The organism is Pseudovibrio sp. JE062 (assembly GCF_000156235.1).
Taxonomy (GTDB): Bacteria; Pseudomonadota; Alphaproteobacteria; order Rhizobiales; family Stappiaceae; genus Pseudovibrio.
The window spans coordinates 995,505-1,018,857 of the sequence record NZ_DS996805.1; the positions used below are offsets into that span (position 1 = coordinate 995,505).

The following is a 23,353-nucleotide window of genomic DNA, read 5'->3' on the forward strand; positions in this document are numbered from 1 at the left end:
AGCTTTGTTAGGAGTTCCGCGCCCTAGAAGTCGTGCTTTCGAATGTTTGTCAGTACCTTGCGCAGTGTCATCAGAAAGGCATCATGCTCGGCTTGCGAGACGCCTTCGAACATTGCGGTGTACTCGTCGCGCATATGCGGCCACATCTGCGCAAACGCTGCGCGTCCAGCTTCCGTCAGGAAGATATGGCGCACGCGGTTGTCTTGCTCGCTGGCTTTGCGATGGATAAGGCCTTCCTTTTCCATGGCGTCCAGCGTGCGGCTCAGGGTTGATTGCTCAATCACCGAATAGACAGAGAGCTCGTTGATCATCAGTCCGTCCACTACTGACAACACAGCCAAGGCTCTCATTTTGGCGACCGACAACCCTGATCGTGTCAGTTTTTCACGCAAACTCTCATTGTACCTGCCCATGATCCGGTTCATCAGGTAAGGCGCAAAATGATTGAGCCCGACCTCGCCCAGAGTTCTTGGTGCAGTTACCGGTTTTGCGTGCTGTCCGTCCTGTTCAGTTTCGGGAGCTTGATCACCGAGAATCTCGTTCATGAGGTGCACTCTTTCTTTTTTGAACAAGCTCCATCTGTTTCATGAAGCTTGAAAATGATTATATGCATTTACATATTTATAGCAACTGCAATCCTGTAGATTATAGCTTAAATATGTGATCATTCATTGTTTTCGAGAGTCTCAACCATATGAGAGAGAAAACTTTTGATCTGAGCAATGTCGCTGGCACCCAGTTGCCGGACCAGCCGATCCTCATGCGCCTTGGCCTGTGACACCAGCCCGTTGGCCAACTCCCTGCCCTTGTCACTGAGGAAGATGCGCACGCGGCGGCGGTCCACCTCATCAGAACGTCTTGTGACCAGTCCACGATCTGTCATCTGATCAATGGTTTTGGTCAGGTGAGATTGCTCCATCAGAGCAAAGCGTGCGAGCTGGGTGACCATCTGCCCGTCATCGTCCCGCAGACAGGCCAGTACACGCCATTCCGGGACGCGTATGCCTGCGCCCCGGAGTTCTTCATGAAATTGCCCGGAAGCCAGATGGCTTGCAGATGCCAACAGATACAAAAGGTATCCATCAACAAAGCCGGGCTCCTTTTCGTGAGCTTCGATCTCTTTCAGGTCTGCGTCCACCGGCCTACCTCTTCTTTTGTTTTTGCGCCGCGCTACATTGAGTACGGAATAATAAGTGCGAGTCCCGGAACTGCAATTAGCAGGATCAAGCGCACAACATCCATAGCTACAAACGGAACTACACCGACAAATATCTTCTCGACCGGCACTTCAGGGGCAACCGAGCGCATAACGAAGACATTCATGCCGATTGGCGGGGTGATGAAGCTCATTTCCGTAACAATGATGACGAAGATGCCGAACCAGATTGGGTCAAACCCAAGACCTGTCACGATTGGAAAGAGAATCGGCACGGTGAGTGTCACCATGGACAGACTCTCCAGCAGGCATCCCAGCACCAGATAGATCAGCACGATCATGGTGATGATGGCGTATGGCCCCACACCCAACGCATTGACCCAGCCCCGCAGATCGGTGGTGAGGCCGGAAATGTTGACGTAGTTGAGGAAGTACAGCGCTCCAAACAGGATGAAGAACATCACTGCGGTGGTTTTTGCTGTCTCAAACAGGGTGTTGAGCGTATCACGATACGTCAGTTTGCCTCGGGCAGCAGTAAGCACCAGCGCACCCCCTGCTCCAATGCCAGCTGCTTCGGTTGCGGTGAAGACACCCAGATAGATACCGCCGAGCACACAGATGAACAGCAGCAGCGCCCAGGAGACACCACGCAGTGCAATGATGCGCTCTATCAATGGCAGTTTGCTCTGAACCTCCAGCTCTTCCTTGTACATAACAAGGGACAGGCGCACAGCGAGCATATAGCCGATGACACCGACAAGGCCCGGCAGGATGCCCGCCAGGAACAGCGCGCCGATGTTTTGCTGTGTGAGAATGCCGTAGATGACGAGAATTACGGAAGGCGGGATCAGAATACCCAGTGTTCCGCCTGCTGCGATGGAGGATGCGGCCAGACGGTCAGAGTAGCCGAAGCGGCGCATGGCGGGCAGCGAGACGCGGGCCATGGTTGCGGTGGTTGCCAAAGATGATCCGCAAACGGAAGAAAAGCCACCACAGGCCACGATTGTCGCCATGGCCAGACCGCCTTTGCGGTGACGCAGCCACGCGTTCGCTGCTGTGTACATGTCGCTGGCGATGCCGGACTGCACGATGAGATTGCCCATGAGCAGGAACAGCGGCACCACAGACAAGGTGTAGCTGCGACCACTGTCAAAATAGACCTGCCCGACAAGGTGAAATGCCGGAGGAAGACCAATAATGGAGGCCACTCCGAAGAAACCAACGGCTGCCATTGCAAAGGCAATGGGCACGCCCACAAAAATCAATGCCATCAGGATGGCAAGACCCAAATACCATTCCATCAGGAACCGCCCCCAACACCTCTTGGAATTCTCAGAACTGCCAGCACAAATGTGATGAATGCGCAAAAGGCACTGATGACACCGGCTGCTTTGGAAAACGGTGCCAGCGGCACACGCAGATAGACCGTGACTTCCTGATAGCTCGCCAGCTGGTTTCCATGCTTCCACAGCTCCCACGCCACCACGGCCAGCACGATAGCAACGAAGATGCGGGAGAAGAACAGCTGCAGAGAGGCGAGACCGCCTCTGAATTTGGAGGTGAACAGGTCCACTGTGATGTGGCCGTCATCCAGACAGACCGCAGGCAGACCGGTGAAGATCACCGCCATGAGCAGCAGTTCGGTGTATTCCGGCGCTCCGGGCAATGGGCTTGCAAACAAGTACCGACCGATTACGTCGATCACTGTTACAGCAACCAGCGCCAGAAGCAGTAGTCCGCAGAGAACAGAGGCGCCCGAACGAAGCTTTCGCCGGGCGCGCGCTGCTATATCAACCAGATTCCCACTCATTTTCCAGAGGCAACCGCTGCAACTTCTTTCTGGAGCATGTCCATGGCAACTTCGAAGTCGAGGCCTTTTTCGCCGTAGGATTTGGCAACACCGTCAAACATTGGACGGGTGGCCTCTTCCAGCTGAGTACGCTCATCTGCGGTGGCGTCGTGAATGGTCACTTTGCCCTGCATCTGCTCAAGACCCCAAGCGTCTGCTGCATCCCAGGCCGCGCCAGCCAGGCGGGAGAATGCTTCACCAGAGATGGCCTCGATGGCCTTCTGATCTGCCTCAGACAAGCTGGAGAACTTGGCGTTGTTGGCGATGAAGAAGAAGGAGACGTTGTAAAGTCCGCCGTCAACGCGCAGACCATTGCTGAGCAGGCCATCCAGTTTGAAGAACGGGATGGATTCAGTTGGGAACACGATACCGTCCGCGATACCGCCTGAAAGGATCTCATAGGACTGCGGTGCTGGTGCCTGAATGGCGACCATGTTCATGGCTTGCACGAGCTGGTTGGTAATGCTGCCAGCCACGCGGATTTTGGCGCCTTTCAGCTCACTCAGAGGTGAGACGGCACGATCAGTGGTGTACAGCAGGCCCGGGCCGTGGGTAAAGACGCCCAGCACCTTGGCACCACGGTGCTCATTGGCTTTTGCCAGCGTGCTTTCATAGAGACGCCAGTACGCTACGGACAGGCTGGTGGCATCCTTTGCGAGGAATGGCAGTTCGGCAATCTGTGTGAGCTTGAAGCGGCCCGGTGTGTAGCCGTGCACGCCGTAAGTGAGATCTGCAATGCCGTTTGCGGCGAGATCAAAGTGGGCTGGTGGCGGGCCAAGCGGTGCGTCGAGGATCTGAACAGAGACGCGCCCCTCTGTCACTTCCCTTACTTTGGCAGCCCAAGGCACCATCATGCCTTTTACGATTGGGTGTGCCGGTGGCAGCCAGCTGGACATACGCAATACGGTTTCCTGCGCCATGGCAGATGCGCTGACGGAGAGCGCGGCAATAGTTGCAGCTGCAAATATCTTGAACTTCTTATTCATGTTCTCCCTCCCCAGAGAATACAGGATGAATGAGAAAAATGTGCACACATACCGTACGTTAATCAAGCACAAATATGAAATGGAAACTAATTCCGATTCATGCATTGACATCGTTTTATATGATATCGCATATTATATTTATCATTTATGCGAGAGGAGACTCTCCTTGTTTTGGCTCTGAGGGAGGACGCCAAAAAGCATGAAAACACTTATTATTGAGGGGGTTCGGACGGTCGCCCCGAAAATCAAAAGATTTGATTTAAAAGCCGAAGATAATGGGCCGCTCATACAATTTGAAGCTGGTGCACATATCGCAGTTCAACTTAAGGATGGCTCCTCACGCCAATATTCGCTGATCGATTTTGGTGAAAACTTACCCTACGAGAATCAACGATACACTCTTGGTATACTTTTGGAGCAAGACGGAAGTGGCGGTTCGGCTTTCATGCACTCTTTGCAGGTGGGCAATGCGATTCAGGCGGAGGCCCCTAAGAACGATTTTCCGCTGATTGAGGACGACAGACCCGCTGTTCTGATTGCAGGCGGCATTGGTGTAACGCCGATCATCAGCATGGCAGCTGCGCTGAAGCGCGCGGGCAAACCTTACGCCCTGCACTACTCTGGCCGCACGCTTGAGACCATGGCGTTTAAGGAGGAACTCTCCGAGCTGTGTGGTGAGGCTTTGACGCTCCACCACGATGTTGATCCTGCGCGCTGTCTCGATCTTAGCGCCCTCATTCCGACGCTCGATACTTCCAGCCACATTTATGTGTGCGGTCCCAAAGGCATGATTGAAGCGGTGCGCGAACAGGCGTTGAGTGCCGGGTTCAGCAAAGAGCAGATCCACTTTGAGCTGTTTGCAAGCCCTGCCCCTTCCGGTGATGATGCTGGAGGCGGGTTTGAAGTTGAGGTGAAGTCTTCCGGCGAGGTGTTCTGGGTGCCTAAGGATAAATCCATCGTAGACGTGCTGGAAGATGGCGGCGTGGACCTTGTCTATGACTGTCAGCGTGGTGATTGCGGGATTTGTCAGGTGGATGTGCTGGAAGGTGAGCCAGACCACCGGGACGTGGTGCTGACTGATGATGAAAAAGCGGCTGGTGACGTGATGCATATTTGCGTATCGCGGGCCAAGTCCAAACGATTGGTGCTGGATTTGTAGAAGACCTTTTTCTCGCAGGTTTAGGAGGGACGCAATTTTAGCTCCGGAACTTGCGATCTAAGCTTTTGGGGAGGGAAGCTTATGACCATGAAATACAAAGATAACCCGCAGGCGGTGGCTGATCTTGTACGCCCTGCCGAGGTGCATCGTGACCTTTATATAGACGATGAAGTTTTTGACCTTGAAATGAAGCACCTGTTTGCCTCCACATGGGTTTACGTGGGGCATGAAAGTCAGGTGCCGAATGCGGGCGATTACTTCGCAACTGAAGTGGCGGCGCAGCCAATTTTGTTGGCGCGGCATACGGATGGCGAGGTGTATGTGCTACACAATCGCTGCCCGCATAAAGGCACTAAGATCGTCATTGATCGTGCTGGTAATACGGGCAAGTTTTTCCGCTGCCCGTATCATGCGTGGTCGTTCCGCACCAATGGCAAGCTGCTCGCGATCCCTTTGAAGAAGGGCTACAAAGACACCGGATTTGAGCAGAGCGAGGCCGGGCAAAGTGGCCTGCCGCCTGTGGGAGCGGTGAAGAACTACCGCGGCTTTATCTTTGTGCGCATGAAGCAGGACGGCATCAGCTTCGAAGACTTCTTCGGTGGCTCCCTCTCCTCTTTGGACAACATGATTGATCGCTCTCCGGTTGGAAAGCTGGAGGTGGCAGGCCCACCACTGCGCTACATGCACAACTGTAACTGGAAGATGCTGGTCGACAACCAGACGGACACTTGCCACCCGATGGTTGCTCATGAAAGTTCGGCGGGTACTGCCGTTGAAATCTGGGAATCCCTTGAGAAGGACGAGAACACCAAAACGCCTATGGCGATGGAAGTGATTGCGCCGTTCATGTCGCCCTATGAGTTTTTTGAGGACATGGGCATTCGCACCTGGCCGAATGGGCATGGTCACACGGGTGTGCATCACTCCATTCACTCAGATTACTCCGCCATTCCCGGTTATCTGGAGATGATGGAAAAGGCTTATGGCGAAGAACGGGCCAAGGCCATTTTGGGTGAGAACCGGCACAACACGGTCTACTTCCCGAACATCATGATCAAGGGCCCTATCCAGCAGCTGCGGGTGTTCATTCCGCTGGCTGCCAATAAGACGCTGGTTGAGAGTTACATCTTCCGCCTTGTGGGAGCGCCGGACATGCTTTTGGAGCGCACGGCCATGTACAACCGCCTGATCAACGCGCCAACCTCCATTGTGGGGCATGATGATCTGGAGATGTATGAGCGGGCGCAAGAAGGCCTGCATTGTCAGGAGCTTGAGTGGGTGAATGTGCAGCGCCTTTATGAAGAAGGCGAAGACCTCGAGCTTGAGGCTGTAGAGAACGGCACCACGGAACGACAGATGCGCAATCAGTTCCACGCCTGGAAGAAGTTTACTGTTGAAAGCATGGAGGCCGAAGCTCGTGACCTTGCCGACGCGTGATGATTTGATCGACCTTGTCTACCATGAAGCCCGTGTGATTGACGAAGGCCGCTTTGATGAGTGGCTGGAGCTGTGGGCTGCAGACAGCTACTACTGGATGCCGCTGGACTATCAGCAGGAAGACCCGAAAAACATGACCTCCCTTATGTATGAGGATGCGTTTTTGCGGAAGCTTCGTGTTGAGCGCCTTAAGGGCCTGCGCACCTTCTCTCAAAAACCAAAGAGCCGCTGTTCTCATGTTCTCAACCGCCCAAGTGTCGAGGCTTTTGATCCAAAGGCGGGGGAGTTCGTGACCCGCACTGCCGTTCATTATGTGGAAACGCGGTTGGATGATCAGTTTTTGCTGGCAGCGACCGTTCACCACCATTTTGAGATGGTTGAGGATGAGCTGAAGATCAAACTGAAGCGGGTTGATCTGCTCAACTGCGACGCTGCCTTTGGCAACATTCAGCTGTTCATTTAAGAAAACAGGTTTTTGAATGATTGAGCATAAATCTGTTTTCAGTGCGTTTTGTGCCGCTGCTGAAAAGTGGCCGGAGCGACCTTTTCTGAATATTTTACCGGAAACCGCAAAGGTCTACGGCATTGCATCGGGTGAAACGTCTTACGCTGAGGCGTTGATGCAGACGCGAGAAGCTCTGGAACGATATTGCGCTGCTGGTTTACAGGCTGGTGACAGAGTTCTGGTGCTGTTGGAAAACCGCCCGGCCTTCTTCCTGCATTGGTTGGCGCTGAACGCTCTTGGCGTGGTGATTGTTCCGATCAATCCAGACCTGCAAAGCTCTGAGCTTGAGTATATCGGCAGGCACGCTGAGCCAGTTCTGGCGATCTCTACGCCTGAACGCAAGGCCGATATGGAACAGGCTGCGCGCGACAGTAGGCAAGGCTTTGCCTGCGTGACACTGGCAGACGCCCTGCCCGTTTTGCGCTCTCCTGCCTCTGAAGACTATTCTGCTGCGCAGGATGATCCAGCAGCAATGCTTTACACCTCGGGCACGACGGGTAGTCCCAAAGGCTGCGTGCTGGCCAATCGGTATTTTCTGGAGGCTGGTCACTGGTACGCCAATGCAGGTGGCACGTGCACGCTGACCGATGATGGTGAGCGGATGATCACGCCGCTGCCAATTTTCCATATGAATGCGATGGCGTATTCGGCGATGGCGATGGTGGCTGTTGGTGGCTGTCTGACGGTTCTGGACCGTTTCCATCCACGATCCTGGTGGCAGAACGTGCGCGATAGCCGTGCGACCTGTCTGCACTATCTGGGTGTGATGCCCTCCATTCTAATGAGTTTGCCGGAAGCGCCGGAAGATAAGGTGCATTCGGTTCGTTTCGGCTTTGGCGCTGGTATTGATGCCAAGCTGCACATTCCGTTTGAGGAGCGTTTTGGCACTCCTCTGGTGGAAGCCTGGGCCATGACAGAATCTGGCGCAGGTTCTGTAATTGCTGCTAATCAGGAGCCGCGCAAACGTGGCATGAACTGCCTTGGTAAGCCCGGCCCTGAGATGGATGTGTGCATCATGGGTGATGATGGTGTGCCGATTGCAGGCACCGAGCCCGGAGAGTTGCTGGTGCGACGTAAGGGAGATGATCCGCGCGTCGGTTTTTTCTCTCATTACTTCAAGGATAAAGTAGCCACCAATGAGGCTTGGGCGGACGGCTGGTTCCATACGGGTGACATTGTTCGCCGTGATGAGGATGGTGATTTCTTCTTTGTGGACCGCAAGAAGAACGTGATCCGGCGTAGTGGCGAGAACATTGCAGCGGTGGATGTGGAGTCCGTGCTCATGCAGCACCCGGACATTGAAGCGGTCGCTGTTTGTCCGGTGCCGGATGCCATGCGCGGCGATGAGGTGTTTGCCTCCATCGTCTGGCACGGCGAGCAAAGCAAGGACGCAGCAGAAGCGATTGTGCGCTGGGGGCTGGAGCGCATGGCGTACTACAAAGTGCCCGGCTACATCGCGTTTTGCAGCTCATTGAAGTTGACGGGGACACAGAAAATCCAGCGGGCCGCGCAGAAGCAGATGGCGTTGGAGTTGCTCGAGAAATCCGAGGCGTTCGATACCATCCATTTGAAGCGGAGGCAGTTGGTTTCATGATCAAGCCACGCAAACGCATGGGGTATGATGGGGTTGTGGTCGCGGCACCAGCCAGTACACCTTATGAGCGCTATTCTACTGAAACCGCCCACTGGTGGATTGCCAAGGCGCTGCGGCAGTCCATTCAAGCGGCTGGGCTGACACCGCGCGATATTGATGGGTTTTCTGTCGCCAGCTTTTCGCTGTTTCCTGACACGGCTGTGGGGCTGACACAGCATCTGGGGCTGGTTCCGCGCTGGCTGGATCACATTCCGCAAGGCGGTGCCAGTGGGCCGAGCGCTCTACGCCGGGCTGCGCGGGCGGTGCAATGCGGGGATGCCTCTGTGGTGGCCTGCGTTGCGGGCGATACCAATCACGTAGACAGCTTCCGCCGTATGCTCTCCAGCTTTTCGCGGTTCGCACAGGATGCCTCCTACCCTTATGGCTCTGGTGGACCGAATGCCTGCTTTGCGCTACTGACTGACTATTACATGCGGGAGTTTGGGGTAAGCCGCGAGGACTTTGGCCGGATCTGCGTTTCTCAGCGAGACAATGCTTTGCGCAACGAGAATGCGGTGATGAAGAAGCCGCTCACTATGGATGCCTATCTGGCGGGCCGTGAAATCAGCGATCCAATCACCCTGTTTGATTGCGTGATGCCGGTGGCTGGGGCTGAGGCATTTTTGGTGATGCGGGAGGAAGATGCGGTGGCCGCTGGTATTCCATACGCGCATATCAGTGCGACCATTGAGCGGCACAATGCGTTTCCTGAAGATCCGATCCAGATGCGTGGTGGCTGGGCGATGGATATTGATGAGTTTTATGGCATGGCGGGACATGGGCCAGAAAGCGTGGACCTGTTGCAGACCTATGATGACTATCCGGTCATCGTGATGATGCAGATGGAAGACCTTGGCTTTTGCGCAAAAGGTGAAGCGGCGCGGTTCATTGCAGACAAAGGCCTGACGGTTTCCGGCGACTTTCCGCACAACACCTCTGGCGGGCAGCTTTCGGCTGGTCAGGCCGGGGCTGCCGGCGGGTTTATCGGGCTTGTGGAAGCAATCCGGCAGGTGACGGGCACGGCTGGGGCGACGCAGGTTGCGGATGCCAAGCGTGCGCTGGTCTCTGGCTTTGGAGTGATCAACTATGATCGCGGCGTCTGTACCAGTGCGGCACTTCTGGAGGGCGCGAGCTGATGGTGACACCGCTTCAAAAACCTCCAAAAAAGAACCCACAGGTGCGCACCCGTGTACCGACCTTACCTTCCCATTATCGCAGCCGTTCTGCTCTGTTTATGGCCACAGCCGCTGCTGAGGGCCGGTTTATGCTGCAGGTCTGTGCGGAACCTGATTGCGAGTCCGTCCAATACCCTGCACGAGATGCTTGTGCCTGTTGTTTATCAGAGAAGCTGGTCTGGCAGGATGTTTCGCCGCGCGGGAAGCTGATTGCGACATCCACGGTGCGTACGAGCACAAACACCTATTTCCGCGAACGCACGCCGTGGCGGTTGGGAACGGTACATCTGGATATTGGGCCTTCCGTTATGTGTCATCTGCACAGTGAAGTGGCGGTTGGTGATGAGGTTCAGTTGATCAATCGGCTGGATAAATCCGGGCAAAGCGTTCTGCTTGCTTTACCGCTGGAGAGAGCCCAGTTGCAGGAGGATGATATGCAGCTTCGTGAGCTTACCTGTGATCCGAAGTTCCGACGCATTCTGATTACGGATGCACGCAATCCAAATGCCTATGCATTGGCAAAGAGCCTGCAGGAGGCTGGGGCCTCTACCGTGTTTGTGGGAGAAGCCGAGAGTTGGCGGCCCTACCCTGACCGCGCAAAACTTGAATCACTTCAGGGTGTTGAGCTGGTTTCTTTAGATGTTACTGACACCTCCTCTGTTCAGGAGCTTGCTGGTGAGTTTGGTGGCAAAGTCGATATCCTGATCAACAACGCCCGTTTTGTGCGCCCCGGTGGCATTCAGGGCCGCGGAGATGTGGGCTTTGCCATGGATGAGATGCAGGTCAACTATTTCGGCATGATGCGTCTGGCGCAGGCCTTCGCTCCAGCAATGGCGGGACGCAGTGCAGATGGGGTGAACAGCGCGGTGGCCTGGGTGAATGTGCTCTCGGTCTACTCGCTGGTGAACAATCCCGGCTTTGGCAGCTTCTCCGCCTCTAATGCCGCCGCGCATTCCCTCTCGCAGTGTTTGCGGGCGGAGATGGCAGCATCTGGCGTTCGGGTGGTGAATGTGTATTGTGGCCCAACTGAGGATGAGTGGCATCAACCTTTGCCGCCGCCCAAGGTGCCTGCTGGTACGCTGGCGCGGGAGTTGGTGAAGGCGCTGCAAGCAGGGTTGGAGGATGTGTATGTGGGCGACATTGCCAAGGACATCCGGCGCAAATTCATGGAAAGCCCCAAGGTGCTTGAAAAAGAAATGACAAGTCTGGAGGCGCTGTGACCATGGAAGCCTTGAAAGAGAAACTGGCAAATCCGGTTGAGATGCTTAGCTCTGCTTTGCTTTCTGGCGACGTGGAAGTCGTGGACCTAACGCACACGCTTGATCCGGATTTTCCGGTGATCGTTCTGCCGCCTGAGTTTGGCCAGTGCGCGCGCTTTCGGATGGAAGAGATTTCTTCCTATGACCATCGCGGCCCGGCGTGGAAGTGGAACACCTTCACCTGCTCAGAGCACACCGGCACCCACTTTGATGCGCCGATCCATTGGATTTCCGGGAAGGATCTGCCCAACAATACGGTGGACTCCATTCCTCCCGAGCATTTTGTTGGCTCTGTTGTAGTGATCGATTGCTCGCAAGGGTCTGCGCAGGATGATGACTTTGAGCTGACACCGGAGATTATTGCGGCATGGGAGGCTGCGCACGGGCGTATTCCAGCAGACAGCTGGGTGTTCATGCGCACAGACTGGAGCAAGCGCAGTGGTGCGGCTTACCTGAATATGCGTGATGACGGGCCGCATTCGCCGGGGCCAACGCCAGAGGCGATCCGGTTTCTGATTGACGAGCGCGGTATCCGTGGGTTTGGCACGGAGACTGTGGGGACGGATGCGGGCCAAGGCGCGCATTATACGCCGCCCTATCCGGCTCACTTTTACCTGCATGGCGCTGGCAAGTATGGGCTGCAATGCATGTGCAATCTGGATCAGCTGCCAGCAACAGGCGCCATGATCCTGTGTGCACCGCTGAAGATTAAGGGCGGGACTGGCAGCCCGCTGCGTGTGCTAGCGTTGGTGCCGAAGGAGAAACCTTGATGTCTGAAAAGTTCACTGCGGTCATCACTGGCGGCAACAAGGGCATTGGTGCGGCTTTGGCGAAGGAGATGCTGGAGGCTGGCTATACGGTGATTTGCTTGTCACGCCGAGAGCCTGAGTTTGAGCACCCTCACCTGCATTTTTATAAGACGGACCTACTGGATCAGGCGCAAGTGAGTGCGGCGGCGGAGGCGATTGCGGGTGAGCATGAGGTGACACACCTCATTCACAATGCAGGGCTGATCTTTCCCAACCTGATTGAGGAGGCTGAAGCGGATGACATTACGGGCTTGGCTCAGCTTCATCTGGGATCAGCTCTGACACTGCTTAAGGCGTTCTTGCCGAGCATGAAAGAGCGGCAGTTTGGGCGGGTTTTGTTTAATGGGTCGCGTGCGGCCTTGGGGGCAAAAACGCGGACGGCTTATAGTGCTTCCAAAGCGGGTATGATTGGCATGGCGCGCACATGGGCGCTGGAGCTGGCGCAGCATCAGATCACTGTGAATGTGGTCGCGCCTGGTCCGGTGAAGACCGACAACTTTTGGGGCATCATTCCCAAGGGGAGTGAACAGGAGCAGAAGTTGGCTGATGGCATTCCCATTGGACGCATTGGTACGGTGGAAGACATCACCAATGCCTTCATGTTCTTTGCTGATCCCAAGTCCAGCTTCATCACTGGGCAGACACTGTTTGTCTGTGGTGGCATGAGCGTGGGGACAGCTCTGCTCTAACTTAAAGTTCTGAATCAGATTCAGGTTGGGCGTGTAGCCACTTGATGCCGCTGAGTCAGGCGTTCTCAGTGTATGGTTTTCTGCGCCATCCCAGCAGGTGCGCACCTGGCCCCTGACTTTTCATCTTATCTTCTGGATTGAGGAGATGGCAGTCTGTCATCGACAAGCAGCCGCAGCCAATGCACTCGTTGAGACCTTCGCGCAGATCCTGCAGTTCCGCGATGCGTTTGTCCAGATCCTTCTGCCACCACGTGGAGAGCTTGGCCCAGTCACCTGCTGAGATCTTCTTCTCATTGGGCAGCTGATCCATAGCCGCTTTGATCTCTTTAAGCGGCACTCCCAGCTTCTGCGCGGCCTTGATCACCGCAATCTTGCGCAGCACGGCTGCGGAGTATCTTCTGTGGTTCGCGTTGTTGCGCCAGGAGGTGATGAGCCCTTTTTCTTCGTAGAAATGAACGGCGGAGACTGCGATGCCGCTGCGCTCGGCGACCTGCCCGACGGTTAGCCCTTGCAAGGAGACCATTGTCATTCCTTCATTTTTTGCCTTGACCTCAACATTACTTGAGGAATTAGAAGAGATCATGGCAGTAATCAAGAGCCAATAAGGAATAACTGATGAAGAAGATTTACGATGATCTGTGGCAGGTCCCTCTGGAGAAGCGATTTACGACATTGCTCTCCCACGCCTATTTTCTGAAAACACCAGATCGGAACATCCTGATTTCACATTTTGAAAATCAGGATGTCGCACATCAGTTACGTGAGATGGGCGGCGTTGATGAGCAGTATCTGTCTCACAATCACGAAATCTCAGAGAGTCTCGGAGAGTTGCGTTTCGTGCTTGGCTCAAAGCTCATCGGGCATGAGAACATTGCCAAGTTCTTTTCTGGTGATGTCGCTCCAGATCGACTTCTTAAAGGCAACGGGCCATTTGCCGGAGACGACGGATTTCAGGCGCTTTATGCGCCCGGGCATACGGACAACAATCTGTGCTTCTATTATGCCTCGCCCACTGGCAAGAACTACCTGTTTACCGGCGATACGATCTATCTGGATAATGGCCGTTTCAGAACGCTGGTGATGACCAGTGATGGGGGTAACAGACAGGAGTTGGTGGCAACATTGCGCAGACTGAGAGAGCTGCCCGTGGACGTGATCCTTTGCAGCGTTGCCATGGGCCACTATGAGATCGTTGAAGTTACACAGTCTGAATGGCACGACCTGATCGACGAGAAAATCTGGGAGATCTTGGACTAACAAAAAAGCCGGAGTGAACCACTCCGGCTTTTGAACATGCTCTTACCTTTAAAACTACGCGATGCGCATTTCAGAGGATGGATCAAACGGGATGGCTTTATCCATGTTGATCGCGAACGGGACGTCCTGACCTGCAGTTACCTGCGCATCAGCCCGCATGCGTGCGTTGCAGTCCTTTCCGCCCAGAGAAGACATCACGTAGGTGTCTGAGCCCGCTGGTTCGGTGACGATGACGCGGTTGGTGATCTGCTCGATGTGGTTGGCCTTGCGGTCCGCTCCTTCAGGATCAGTGATCGCTTCTGGGCGGATGCCCAGCACGATTTCCTTCTGATCAAAGCCCTTCAGAGCTTCGGTCGGGTTGGAGAACTTGAGATTCACCTGATCGCTCAAACCGGTTGGCAGCTGCGCGAAAATGCCATCGCCGTTGGCGACGACCTTTGCAGGCACCAGGTTCATGCTTGGAGAACCCATAAAGCTTGCCACAAACAGGTTCGCAGGCGTGTCATAGATCTCTTTTGGCGTGCCCAACTGCTGTACGTAACCGCCATTCATCACAGCGATGCGCGTGGACAGCGTCATTGCTTCGATCTGGTCGTGGGTCACGTAAACAATAGTGGTGCCAAGCTTCTGGTGCAGCTTCTTGATCTCAGTGCGCATGTCCACACGCAGCTTTGCATCAAGGTTGGAAAGCGGCTCATCGAACAGGAAAACGTCCGGATCGCGCACAAGCGCACGGCCCATGGCTACGCGCTGACGCTGACCGCCTGAGAGCTGGCCCGGTTTACGGTTCAGCAGCTGCTTGATCTGCAGCATTTCAGCGACTTCGTTCATGGACTTGTCGCGCTCAGCCTTGGCAACGCCGTGCATTTCCAGACCGAACGTGATGTTCTGGCCTACGGTCATGTTTGGATACAGCGCGTAGGACTGGAACACCATGGCGATGTTACGCTTGGACGGGTGGACCCCGTTCATAGTCTGCCCTTTGATGTCGATGGTGCCGGAGGTGATGTCCTCCAGACCAGCGATCATGTTGAGCAGAGTGGATTTACCGCAACCGGACGGCCCGACGAGAACAAGGAACTCCCCTTCTTCCACGTCGATATCGATGTTGTGAAGCACCTTTGTAGAGCCGTAAGACTTGGTCGCATTGTTGATTTTCAGAAAGCTCATAGTACTTATCCCTTCACCGATCCGGCCATCAGGCCTCTTACGAAGTAGCGGCCAGCCACGATGTACACGAGCAATGTCGGCAATGCGGCGAGGATCGCTCCGGCAAAATGAACGTTATATTCTTTGACGCCCGTTGAAGAGCTGACGAGGTTGTTCAGAGCCACGGTCATTGGCTGACTATCAAGATCCGCAAAGGACGCACCAAACAGGAAGTCATTCCAGATGTTGGTGAACTGCCAGATGACGGAAACCACGATGATTGGACCTGAACTTGGCAGCATGATGCGCCAGAAGATGCGGAAGAACCCTGCTCCATCAATCTGTGCTGCGCGGATCAGCTCTGTCGGGAACACCTGATAGTAGTTTCTGAAGTACAGCGTGGTGAAGCCAAGGCCGTAGACCACGTGCACCAGAACAAGACCCGGTGTAGAACCCGCGATGCCGAGGAAACCAAGCACACGCGCCATTGGGATCAACACGATCTGGAATGGAATGAAGCAGGCAAACAGCATCAGACCGAACAGGATGGTATCACCCTTAAAGCGCCACTTGGTCAGCACGTAGCCATTCAAAGCACCCAGAACGGTTGAGATTGCAACTGCCGGGAATACCATTTTCAGGGAGTTCCAGAAGTATGGTTTCAAACCTGTTGGCTCAACACCGATCTGCGCGCTGTTCCAGGCTTTGAGCCATGGTTCCAGCGTAAAGGCCTGAGGCAGCGCCATCATGTTGCCACCCGTGATTTCAGAGAGCGGCTTTACGGAGTTGATGACCATGATGCCGAATGGCAGCAGGTAGAACGTGGCGAACAGGATCAACATCAGGTAGATGAATGCGCGCGTGATGCGCCCTGTGTTGATGGCATTATCTGTCGAGGCTACGGACATTATTTTTTCTCCCGCAGTTCGGCATAGAGGTACGGCACCATGATCGCGGCAATGGTCATAAGCATGATAACAGCGGAGCTGGCACCGATACCCATCTGGTTGCGCGTGAAGGTGTACGAGTACATGAAGGTCGCTGGCACCTCAGTAGCGCGGCCAGGCCCACCACCAGTCAATGCCACGACAAGGTCGTAGGACTTGATGGCGAGGTGTGACAGGATCACAAAGGCTGACAGGAATGCCGGACGCAGCTGCGGAATGATGATGCGGCGGTACATGTTCCAGTTGGACGCACCGTCGATCTGAGCTGCTTTGAGGATCTCATTATCGATGCCGCGTAGACCAGCAAGGAACATGGCCATCACAAAGCCGGATGTTTGCCAGACCGCAGCAATCACAACGGTGTAGATTGCAAAGTCGCGGTTTTTGATCCAGTCGAACTCGAAGCTTTCCCAGCCCCACAGGTGCATGGTGTGCTCAAGGCCGATGCCCGGATCGAGGAACCATTTCCATGCCGTACCTGTCACGATGAAGCTGAGCGCCATCGGATACAGGAAGATTGGACGCAAGAAGCCCTCACCGCGGATCTTCTGGTCCAGAAAAATCGCAAGGCTCAAGCCGATGGCTGTACAGATTGCGATGTACAGACCGGCGAAGATGCCGAGGTTTTTGATGGCAATGGACCAATGCCGCAGCTGGAATAGCTTTTCATAGTTCTCCAGCCCTACCCAATCGTAAACCGGCAGGATGCGGCTTCCTGTGAAGGAGAGATATACGGAGAAAATGATAAATCCATAGACAAAGACCAAGATCAGAGCCAAGGAGGGTGATAGCACCAGTTTTGGAATGAGATTTTGGAGTCTTGTCCGCAGGTCCGGTTTTACTGCCGTTGGCGCTTGGTAGTCAGCGGCCATGGCAACGGATGAAGTGGTCTGGTCGACCATGATCCCTGCCCCCAGATATTATGTTGTTTTTTCGAAAATGGGGCCGACGCATCGGCCCCACTTAAAATTACTTCGCGATGGAGACAGCGTCTACCAGCTCTTCAACAGCAGTAGCGGAGTCGTACTCACCGTTAAAGTGTGCAGTTACAACGTCATAAATGGCGTTTTTCACGGATGCTGGTGCAGAGTGGCCATGCGCCATGGAACCGAAGAGGTTACCGCTTGCTGCAGCTGCTGCCAGATCTTTCATGCCCTGTTTTGCACATGCATCAAACGCTTCGTCAGAAACGTCGGTACGTGCTGGAACAGAACCCTTCACTACGTTAAACGCAGACTGGAAGGTTGGAGAAAGGATCGCGCTTGCCAGAGCTGCCTGCTCTTTGGACACTTCACCGCCCTGATCGAACATTGCGAACTGGTCAGCGTTGAAGGTGACCTGGTTCTGCGTGCCTGGGAAGCGGAAACAGAGGAAGTCTTCGCCTGGCTTTTTGCCAGCGCCGAGGAACTCACCTTTTGCCCAGTCACCCATCATCTGGAAACCAGCTTCGCCGTTGATGACCATTGCAGTTGCAAGGTTCCAGTCACGACCGGAGAAGTTTTCGTCAACGTTTGCGCGCAGGACAGCCATGCGATCAAACGCTTCTTTCATGGTGTCAGAACCAAGAGCAGCTTCGTCCAGATCGATGAATGCAGCTTTATAGAAGTCTGCGCCACCGGTGCTCATGACGATTGCGTCGAACAGGGTTGCGTCCTGCCAAGCCTGACCGCCGTGTGCGAGTGGTGTTACGCCAGCTGCTTTCAGCTTATCAAGCGCTGCGGTGAACTCTTCCCAAGTGGTTGGAGCTGCAATGCCGTGCTTGTCCAGCACTGCTTTGTTTGCCCATACCCAGTTGGTGGAGTGTACGTTTACTGGCGCGGAGATCCACTTGCCATCGTACTTCGCAAAACGCTGAAGAGCAGCAGGAACAACTTTGTCCCAGCCTTCTTTTGCAGCAACTGCGTTCAGGTCAGCCAAAGCGCCTTCTTTCGCCCAGTCCTGGATGTCGAAACCGAGCATCTGAACTGCAGTTGGCGCGTTGCCAGCTGTAACGCGTGCACGCAGAACGGTCATTGCGGATTCACCGCCGCCGCCTGCTACAGGCATATCAGCCCAACCGATGCCCTGAGATTCCAAGTCTTTCTTCAGTACGTTCAGCGCAGCCGCTTCACCGCCTGAAGTCCACCAGTGCAGAACTTCCACGTCTGCCGCTACGGATGTGGTTGCTGTTGCAGCCAGCAGTGCCAGAGCGGATGTGGTTTTCACTAGTAGTTTGTGCATGTGTTGCCTCCCGATCACAACTTAAAATTTCTACACAAAAATACGACTAACATAGTACTTATAACGTTACAAATATCGGATCTGTCAATGCCAAAAGTGAAGCCATTGACTTGAATGATCTTTTTTGTATCAAATGCTACTCACTGAATTTGTTGCATCGTTATAATGAAGATCTGACTGACTTACGGTAGGTAAACTGGTTTCATATGCCGACGAAAAAACCAACAATTTCCTCCTCTCACTCCGCTTCGAAACCGACGCAGAAGACAATTGCGGAAATCACCGGCCTTGCGGTGACAACTGTCTCGCGGGCGCTTCAGGGGGATGAAAAGATTGCACAGGCAACCCGCCTGCGCGTAAGTAAAGTTGCTGAAGAAATCGGCTATGTTCCTGATCGCGCCGCTCAAAGGTTGCGTACGGGCAAGACCAAAGTTGTTTCGCTGATTCTCGATCCACACAACGAAATCCTTGGGTTTGGGAACTCCCTGATCACCGGTGTGGCTCATGCTTTGGCGGGGACGGATTATCATTTGAACGTGACACCGCAGTTTCTTGGCGGTGACCCGATTGAGCCGGTTGAGTACATCGTGCGCAATAAGCTGGCGGACGGAATCATCTTCTCACGGACGCGCCCTTTTGATGAGCGGGTGCGGTTTCTGCGGGAGCGCAGTTTTCCGTTCACCACGCATGGACGGACTGAATTCGGTTATCAGCACTCCTACGTTGACTATGACAACGAGAAGTTTGCCTACGAGTCCGTGCTGCGATTGATGCAGAAAGGACGGCGGCGGATTTGCATTATCCTGCCCCCTAACCAGTTCACGTTCCACCAGCATCTGAACTACGGCTATATGCGCGCCATCCGTCAGGAAGGGCTGCAGAGCTATATTCCGGGTGGGATCAGTCTGGATTCGGATATGCCGGAAGTGTTTGAGTGGGCGAAGAACATCGCCAGCTCACCGGAAGCGCCTGATGGGTTCATCTGTCCGGGTGAAACATCATTCCTTGCGATTGCGAACGGTTATCGTCAGGCCGGGAAAGCGCGTGGGTTGGATTTTGATGCGGTGGTGAAGTCAAGTTCGCAGACGCTGCATCAGATTGATCCGCACATCGACAACATCAGTGAAGACATTCAGGAAGCTGGCGTTCTGCTGGGTACCAACCTGCTGAAAACCATGGAACATCCGGATGGCCCGTTTGAGCAGACCATCCAGGATCCGGATATCACTTTCCCGTCTCTCAAGTCCTTTCAGGACTGAGATTCAGGAGGCGACTTTCGACGTTTCTTCTTCAATCCAAAGATCGTGACTTTCAGGATAGGTGAAGCCTGTTTCAGCGGCCAGTTGCTTTAGGAAGCCGATCATGTAGTCGGTGCGTTCGCGCGCGACTTCGCAGCCTTCCTTGGTCTGCATGGTTTTATGCAGTTTCAGGAGCTTCAGGGCGAAGTGATCGACACCGAAGGCCTTGTCATCAAGCTCACGCTCACTGGCGAACAGATCACCACCATGGAACAGGTTGGAGTTCATGGTTTTAGCGATGTAGAACGTGCGCGCGATACCAATAGCACCGAGGGATTCCAGACGATCTGCATCTTGCAGAATCTTGGCTTCGATGGTTTGTGGCTCGATTTCCGCTGAGAAGCTGTGCGCTTCGATCGCGTGTTTGATCCGTTCGATTTTATCAGCAGCTACGTCGAGTTCCTGAAGGATCGGCTCAGCTGCGTCTGCGGACAGTTTGGAGGCTTTTGCACGGTCCGGGGAGTTCTTGGGAACGTTGACCAGATCATGCAAATAGGCCGCAGCGACAAGTACTTCCTCGTCCCCTTCGCCGCGGCGTGCAGCGATATCCAGCGCAGCTAGTTTTACACGGCGGGCGTGGTAGAGATCATGACTGGCATCATCACTCTGATCATGCGCTTTCAGCGCGGCTTCCAACTTCTTTTCGAACTCAATCATCGGAACTCACTTTTGCAAAATGAGCCCGAAACCTACGTCAGGTCAGTGTGCATTTCGAGGCTAAACTAACCTGATCCCCCGACAAATTTTCGCGAGGTCCGAGAGACGCCAAAGTCGATATTGTGCATGATACACCAAGGTACCAGGCGCCTTCATTCCTCTTCTTTGGCGTTGGCGGCGTAGTTCATGACGTTGAAGATGTAGTTCTGCTCAATTGTACCATCAAACAGGTGCGCCCACGGGCCTTTGGCATAGACAGCAACATCCGTTCCCGCATGCGTTTCCTTGTCCAGCGGAAGCAGCGATTGCTGTTTGTAGTCCGGATCCAGCGCTTCTTCCTGAGAGACAACAGGACGTGTGCCAAACCAGTTGTTTTCTTCTGTCAGAATGGAGCCTGTGCCGTTCAAGTAACCTGCAACAGTGAAGGGCTTGCCATCCAGCCCCAGAAGCATTTCATCAGTGTGTTTGACGCCGTTGTTGTCGATGCCCATGCACAGGCCGTTGATGGGTGACCCACGTCCACAATAGCCATTGAAGGAAAGTGTATGAGCATGGTCCGCTGTCACGATGATCAGCGTATCCTGATCACTGGTCATCTGCTCAGCCATAGCTACAGCCTCTGCAAAAGCAACGCCGTCCGTCAGCGCCCGGAAGAGGTTTCCGGCATGGTTGGCATGGTCAACACGGCCTCCTTCCACCAGCATATAGAAGCCATTTTCGTTATCTTGCAGCGATTCAATGGTCAGTTTCACCATTTCTGCGAGGGATGGCTGGTCTTTTCGATCATAGTCGTAATCCATGTGACCTGAGCTAAAAACACCAAGCACTGGCTTGCCAGCTGAGGGATCAAGTTCGCTGAAGGACTTCTCATCCCAGACATAGGTGGCGCCAAACTCTTTGGCTTCGTCAATGAGATTGCGGCCATCTCTGCGGTTTCTATCTTTGCTGTCTTTGTCTGTCGCCGTTTCAGGGAGCATGTGGCGGCGCCCTCCTCCCATAGCGATGTCGATGGTGCCGTTTTTGATCTGATCCAGCAGCTGTACAGCGATATCTGGAACATCACAGCCGTCCGGCACGCTGGCATCATCCTCATAACGCCTTGAGGCTACGTGAGCATAAGCTGAGGCTGGAGTTGCATCTGTCAGGCTGGCCGTCGTGATGATGCCGACAGCTTTGCCTTGGGCAGCCAGAACCTCTGCAATTGTCGCGACACTGCCCGCTTTCACTGCCGAGCAATCGGCAAAGTTCACTGTTTCATCGACACCCAGCACACCGGATTTGGTTTTGACCCCTGAGTGAAAGGCCGTTCCCGTTCCAGCTGAATCTGGTGATTGCGCATTGACGTTGTAGGTTTTGACCAGTGCGCTGTGAGGAAAGGCCTCCTGAGGCAGAACGTTTTCTTCCCCCAGCAAACCGTTTTGCTGACCCTGAAAGATGCGTGTGGCGTAGTTGGTTGCGATGCCGTTGCCATCCGCAATCATCAGAATGATGTTTTTAGCTGGCTTTGTGATGGGTTGCTGAGCCAGTTTACTCTGGATTTCAGCTTCTGCTGCTTCAAACCATCGATTGTTTTTTTGAGGAAAATCAGGCTCTGCCCAAGCCAGAGCGGTGGAACAGGTCAACAGGACCGCAGCAAGTGGCACTCTCATATTCAGCCCTCAACAGGTGTTATTTTGGGCGCAGTGTGTAGTTTACAAGTCTTAGAGTTCACTGTGATGAACCCTAAGAATTCGACTTAGATTTCATATTGTTTGCAACGACTGCCCTGCGACAATCGCGCGCAATACGTAATTTTATGTAGATCGCAAAAGCAGTCTACTTCACACTCAACCTTTCGGGCATGAAGATCATGAGGGGCGCATTGAGTGAACTAGACGATCTGTTGGAGGCAACACCTACAACTCAGCTATTTGCTGAACATCCGCTTCGGCAAGCAATTCTTGCAGAAGTCCATGCACGCCCCTTTGTGCCGATCCAAGGTGAATGGCAGATTGTGCAGTATGCCTTCATGGTGGATCAGGACCGGAAGCACGCAGAACGACAAGCGCTTTCCACGTTTACTGATGAGGCTTCAGAGCATTATTTGCACCATGCCTTTGAGGGCTATTCACTGCGTTGGGAGCAACACAGCGAGTTCTCCACCTATGCCATTGAAAAGTCTCTGAAAGCAGCTCTTAGCGATGGCCGGTCTATCAACTCCTCTTTGTTCGCCAGTGGCAAACTCTCTCCTCCCGGCGAGCTGATTGCTGCCGTTCAGCTCACCGTAAAAACCGCAGTCTCTCCACTCTCAGAAGACCTGTTTGAAGAGTTTGACGCAGCAAGTCTCAGTGTCTCTGAGGTGATTGAAGGGCGCGCGACGTTGGTGACTGACTTTCAAGCCAACGATGAGGGCATTGTTTCTTTTCTGCTGCTGGATCATGGGCTGTCTCCATTGGAGCTCGGTGCAACGGTGCGACGAGTGTTGGAGTTGGAGACCTACAAGACGCTTTCTCTGCTAGGGCTTTATGAAGCGCGTAAGCAGCAGGTCATCGTCAGCCGGATTGAGAGTGAGTTGGTTCAGATCACCTCGCAACTTCGCAGTTCCGGCAGTAAAGAGCCGCAGTCACTGGCTCAAAACGAAGAGCTTTTGTCAGATCTTTCCTCGCTGGCCGCTGATCTGGAGGCCTCTGCCATGGAAAGCCTTTTCCGGTTTGGTGCGACGCGAGCTTACTCTGACATTGTGAGGCGTCGTCTTGAGACACTGGGAGAGGCCAGCGTTTCTGGTTACGACATGGTCGGGCGTTTCTTGAACCGTCGGCTCGCCCCTGCCATGCAGACGTGCCGGGCCATTGAGGAGCGACAGGCCAATCTGTCTCGCAAGTTGACGCGCGCGGTTGGTTTGCTGCGGGCCCGGGTGGATGTGGAGCTGGAACGGCAGAACCGGGATCTGTTGAGCTCGATGGATCAGCGTGCCAAGTATCAGTTGCGCTTGCAGCAGACCGTGGAAGGTCTCTCCATCGCGGCGATCTCGTATTATGTGATCAGTCTGATTGGGTATGCGCTGAAAGGTGCCAAGACGTTTGGGTCGCCGATTGATCCCGCTGTGGGCATGGCTGCATCCGTGCCCTTGGTGGTTGGGGTACTTTGGTACTTCCTCAGAAAACTCAAGGCAGCACACTGAAGGGGCAG

23 protein-coding genes are annotated in these 23,353 nt (G+C 54.2%); 11 read left to right on the top strand and 12 right to left on the bottom strand.

The annotated features are described in order from the left end of the window. Window positions 1-23 precede the first annotated feature (23 nt). From PJE062_RS04110 to PJE062_RS04130, 5 genes are all read right to left on the bottom strand, one after another. A complete protein-coding gene (locus tag PJE062_RS04110) occupies window positions 24-545 on the bottom strand; it encodes a MarR family winged helix-turn-helix transcriptional regulator (protein WP_008546380.1) in 522 nt (173 codons plus the stop codon). A gap of 119 nt (window positions 546-664) precedes the next feature. Next, a complete protein-coding gene (locus tag PJE062_RS04115; protein WP_008547272.1) occupies window positions 665-1,138 on the bottom strand; it encodes a MarR family winged helix-turn-helix transcriptional regulator in 474 nt (157 codons plus the stop codon). A 32-nt stretch (window positions 1,139-1,170) separates the two neighbouring features. Continuing rightward, entirely contained in the window at window positions 1,171-2,457 is a 1,287-nt protein-coding gene (locus PJE062_RS04120) for a TRAP transporter large permease (protein ID WP_008546800.1), read from the bottom strand. Next, window positions 2,457-2,966 carry a TRAP transporter small permease gene (locus PJE062_RS04125; protein WP_008546461.1) on the bottom strand — a complete coding sequence of 170 codons (510 nt, stop codon included), beginning with the start codon at window positions 2,964-2,966 and terminating at the stop codon, window positions 2,457-2,459. Before PJE062_RS04125 ends, PJE062_RS04120 begins: the two co-directional genes overlap by 1 nt. Further along, window positions 2,963-3,991, bottom strand: coding sequence for a TRAP transporter substrate-binding protein (locus tag PJE062_RS04130; RefSeq protein ID WP_008546330.1), 1,029 nt, complete (start codon window positions 3,989-3,991; stop codon window positions 2,963-2,965). Before PJE062_RS04130 ends, PJE062_RS04125 begins: the two co-directional genes overlap by 4 nt. 199 nt (window positions 3,992-4,190) lie before the next feature. On the opposite strand from PJE062_RS04130, the gene PJE062_RS04135 reads away from it, so the two are divergent. From PJE062_RS04135 to PJE062_RS04170, 8 genes are all read left to right on the top strand, one after another. Then, window positions 4,191-5,150 (top strand): 2Fe-2S iron-sulfur cluster-binding protein, encoded by a 960-nt coding sequence (locus PJE062_RS04135; RefSeq protein WP_008546861.1) that lies wholly within the window; start codon window positions 4,191-4,193, stop codon window positions 5,148-5,150. Window positions 5,151-5,231: 81 nt separating this feature from the next. After that, a complete protein-coding gene (locus PJE062_RS04140) occupies window positions 5,232-6,587 on the top strand; it encodes an aromatic ring-hydroxylating dioxygenase subunit alpha (protein WP_008546532.1) in 1,356 nt (451 codons plus the stop codon). Then, window positions 6,568-7,050 carry an aromatic-ring-hydroxylating dioxygenase subunit beta gene (locus PJE062_RS04145; protein WP_008546673.1) on the top strand — a complete coding sequence of 161 codons (483 nt, stop codon included), beginning with the start codon at window positions 6,568-6,570 and terminating at the stop codon, window positions 7,048-7,050. The genes PJE062_RS04140 and PJE062_RS04145 overlap by 20 nt, the downstream gene beginning before the upstream one ends. 16 nt (window positions 7,051-7,066) lie before the next feature. Further along, a complete protein-coding gene (locus tag PJE062_RS04150; protein ID WP_008546174.1) occupies window positions 7,067-8,686 on the top strand; it encodes an AMP-binding protein in 1,620 nt (539 codons plus the stop codon). Then, window positions 8,683-9,861, top strand: coding sequence for a thiolase family protein (locus tag PJE062_RS04155; protein WP_008546989.1), 1,179 nt, complete (start codon window positions 8,683-8,685; stop codon window positions 9,859-9,861). Before PJE062_RS04150 ends, PJE062_RS04155 begins: the two co-directional genes overlap by 4 nt. Continuing rightward, window positions 9,861-11,120, top strand: a complete 1,260-nt coding sequence (locus tag PJE062_RS04160; protein WP_008546285.1) for an SDR family NAD(P)-dependent oxidoreductase — start codon at window positions 9,861-9,863, stop codon at window positions 11,118-11,120. Before PJE062_RS04155 ends, PJE062_RS04160 begins: the two co-directional genes overlap by 1 nt. A 2-nt stretch (window positions 11,121-11,122) precedes the next feature. Then, on the top strand, window positions 11,123-11,929 hold the full coding sequence (locus tag PJE062_RS04165) for a cyclase family protein (protein ID WP_008547106.1): 807 nt from the start codon (window positions 11,123-11,125) through the stop codon (window positions 11,927-11,929). Continuing rightward, a complete protein-coding gene (locus PJE062_RS04170; protein ID WP_008546911.1) occupies window positions 11,929-12,657 on the top strand; it encodes an SDR family NAD(P)-dependent oxidoreductase in 729 nt (242 codons plus the stop codon). Before PJE062_RS04165 ends, PJE062_RS04170 begins: the two co-directional genes overlap by 1 nt. A 55-nt stretch (window positions 12,658-12,712) precedes the next feature. On the opposite strand, the gene soxR is transcribed toward PJE062_RS04170, so the two are convergent. Continuing rightward, window positions 12,713-13,180 carry a redox-sensitive transcriptional activator SoxR gene (gene soxR, locus PJE062_RS04175; protein WP_008546811.1) on the bottom strand — a complete coding sequence of 156 codons (468 nt, stop codon included), beginning with the start codon at window positions 13,178-13,180 and terminating at the stop codon, window positions 12,713-12,715. 92 nt (window positions 13,181-13,272) lie between these two features. Between soxR and PJE062_RS04180 the strand changes: the two genes are divergently transcribed. Beyond that, the gene (locus PJE062_RS04180) at window positions 13,273-13,914 is read left to right on the top strand and encodes an MBL fold metallo-hydrolase (RefSeq protein WP_008546349.1); all 642 of its coding nucleotides are present in this window, start codon (window positions 13,273-13,275) and stop codon (window positions 13,912-13,914) included. Window positions 13,915-13,968: 54 nt separating this feature from the next. On the opposite strand, the gene PJE062_RS04185 is transcribed toward PJE062_RS04180, so the two are convergent. The 4 genes from PJE062_RS04185 to PJE062_RS04200 form a co-directional block, all read right to left on the bottom strand. Further along, the gene (locus tag PJE062_RS04185; protein WP_008546540.1) at window positions 13,969-15,084 is read right to left on the bottom strand and encodes an ABC transporter ATP-binding protein; all 1,116 of its coding nucleotides are present in this window, start codon (window positions 15,082-15,084) and stop codon (window positions 13,969-13,971) included. A gap of 5 nt (window positions 15,085-15,089) precedes the next feature. Further along, the gene (locus PJE062_RS04190; protein ID WP_008546447.1) at window positions 15,090-15,971 is read right to left on the bottom strand and encodes a carbohydrate ABC transporter permease; all 882 of its coding nucleotides are present in this window, start codon (window positions 15,969-15,971) and stop codon (window positions 15,090-15,092) included. Continuing rightward, window positions 15,971-16,915, bottom strand: a complete 945-nt coding sequence (locus tag PJE062_RS04195; RefSeq protein WP_371256224.1) for a carbohydrate ABC transporter permease — start codon at window positions 16,913-16,915, stop codon at window positions 15,971-15,973. The genes PJE062_RS04190 and PJE062_RS04195 overlap by 1 nt, the downstream gene beginning before the upstream one ends. Window positions 16,916-16,979: 64 nt before the next feature. Next, entirely contained in the window at window positions 16,980-18,230 is a 1,251-nt protein-coding gene (locus tag PJE062_RS04200) for an ABC transporter substrate-binding protein (RefSeq protein WP_008546428.1), read from the bottom strand. A gap of 206 nt (window positions 18,231-18,436) precedes the next feature. Here PJE062_RS04200 and PJE062_RS04205 point away from each other — a divergent pair, with 206 nt between their 5' ends. Next, window positions 18,437-19,489, top strand: coding sequence for a LacI family transcriptional regulator (locus tag PJE062_RS04205; RefSeq protein WP_008546830.1), 1,053 nt, complete (start codon window positions 18,437-18,439; stop codon window positions 19,487-19,489). Window positions 19,490-19,492: 3 nt separating this feature from the next. Here PJE062_RS04205 and PJE062_RS04210 read toward each other — a convergent pair whose 3' ends face one another. After that, window positions 19,493-20,185 carry an HD domain-containing protein gene (locus PJE062_RS04210; protein ID WP_008546636.1) on the bottom strand — a complete coding sequence of 231 codons (693 nt, stop codon included), beginning with the start codon at window positions 20,183-20,185 and terminating at the stop codon, window positions 19,493-19,495. 152 nt (window positions 20,186-20,337) lie between these two features. Continuing rightward, window positions 20,338-21,834, bottom strand: a complete 1,497-nt coding sequence (locus tag PJE062_RS04215) for an alkaline phosphatase (RefSeq protein ID WP_008546226.1) — start codon at window positions 21,832-21,834, stop codon at window positions 20,338-20,340. 212 nt (window positions 21,835-22,046) lie between these two features. Here PJE062_RS04215 and PJE062_RS04220 point away from each other — a divergent pair, with 212 nt between their 5' ends. Further along, the gene (locus PJE062_RS04220; protein ID WP_157039041.1) at window positions 22,047-23,345 is read left to right on the top strand and encodes a DUF3422 family protein; all 1,299 of its coding nucleotides are present in this window, start codon (window positions 22,047-22,049) and stop codon (window positions 23,343-23,345) included. The last annotated feature ends 8 nt before the right edge of the window (window positions 23,346-23,353 follow it).